Here is a 1,401-nt window from a genome sequence, read left to right as displayed (position 1 = left end):
CTGGAGTCGGTCCCAAGGGTTGGGCTGTTCGCCCATTAAAGCGGTACGCGAGCTGGGTTTAGAACGTCGTGAGACAGTTCGGTCCCTATCCGCTGTGCGCGTAGGAGTCTTGAGAAGGGCTGTCCCTAGTACGAGAGGACCGGGACGGACGAACCTCTGGTGTGCCAGTTGTTCTGCCAAGGGCATGGCTGGTTGGCTACGTTCGGGAGGGATAACCGCTGAAAGCATCTAAGCGGGAAGCCTGCTTCGAGATGAGGACTCCCACCTCCTAGAGAGGGTAAGGCTCCCAGTAGACGACTGGGTTGATAGGCCAGATATGGAAGCCGGGTAACCGGTGGAGTTGACTGGTACTAATAGGCCGAGGGCTTGTCCTCAGTTGCTCGCGTCCACTGTGTTGGTTCTGAAACCACGAACAACCCCGTCCATGGTCACGGACGGTGCGGTTGTCAGTTTCATAGTGTTTCGGTGGTCATAGCGTAGGGGAAACGCCCGGTTACATTCCGAACCCGGAAGCTAAGCCTTACAGCGCCGATGGTACTGCAGGGGGGACCCTGTGGGAGAGTAGGACGCCGCCGAACAATTATTGCGAGAATGCCCCGCACCGGGAACGGTGCGGGGCATTCTGCGTTTAGGGTCTTTGTATGCGTTATGACTTGGTGGTCTTCGACAACGACGGTGTGCTCGTCGACAGTGAGCCGATCTCGAATCGTCTGCTGGCCGGCTACCTGACCGAGCTGGGGCACCCGACGACGTACGAGGACTCCCTGCGGGATTACATGGGTGCCGCGATGCACCGGGTGCATGACCTCGTGCGGGAGCGGACCGGGCGCCGGCTGCCCGCCGACTTCGACGACGTGTTCCACCGGCGGGTGTTCGCCGCCTTCGAGGAGGACCTGGAGGCCGTGCCGGGGGTGGCGGCCCTGCTCGAGAAGCTCGCCCTGGACGGGATTCCGTACTGTGTGGCGTCCTCGGGAAGCCATGAGCGGATCCGGGTCGGGCATCGCAGGACCGGGCTGGACCGGTGGTTCGACGACGGGCGGATCTTCAGCTCCGAGGACGTGGGGCGGGGGAAGCCGGCGCCGGACCTGTTCCTCCACGCCGCGGAGCGGATGGGGGTGGCTCCGGAGCGGTGCGTCGTGGTGGAGGACAGTCCACTGGGAGTGCGGGCGGCCGTCGCGGCCGGGATGGACGTGTACGGGTTCACGGCGATGACACCCGCCGGGAAGCTGGCGGGAGCCACCCGGCTCTTCCAGGACATGGGAGAACTGGCCGATCTGCTGTCGCACTGACATTTGTCCCGGGTGGTTCCGGACGCTTGTTTCTACTGGGGGTGCCCTCCCGGCCGCCAAGCTGAGGGCATGGCGACGTACACGGGACATGGGCAGCGGCAGGGCGGCAAGG

General features: G+C 64.0%; 1 protein-coding gene and 2 rRNA genes. All 3 read left to right on the top strand.

Going from position 1 to position 1,401, the window contains the following annotated elements; genetic code table 11:
- A 23S ribosomal RNA gene (locus tag ACH4KB_RS37900) occupies positions 1-374 on the top strand; the annotation flags it as partial.
- Positions 375-461: 87 nt separating this feature from the next.
- Positions 462-578: ribosomal RNA gene (gene rrf / locus ACH4KB_RS37895) — 5S ribosomal RNA — on the top strand.
- 63 nt (positions 579-641) lie between these two features.
- Positions 642-1,289 (top strand): HAD family phosphatase, encoded by a 648-nt coding sequence (locus tag ACH4KB_RS37890; protein WP_019328549.1) that lies wholly within the window; start codon positions 642-644, stop codon positions 1,287-1,289.
- The last annotated feature ends 112 nt before the right edge of the window (positions 1,290-1,401 follow it).

Origin of the sequence: Streptomyces sp. NPDC017520 (genome assembly GCF_044329855.1) — a bacterium.
In the GTDB taxonomy this organism is placed as follows: domain Bacteria; phylum Actinomycetota; class Actinomycetes; order Streptomycetales; family Streptomycetaceae; genus Streptomyces.
Note: the sequence above shows the minus strand (reverse complement) of the source record. Positions and strands in the feature narration are given on the sequence as shown.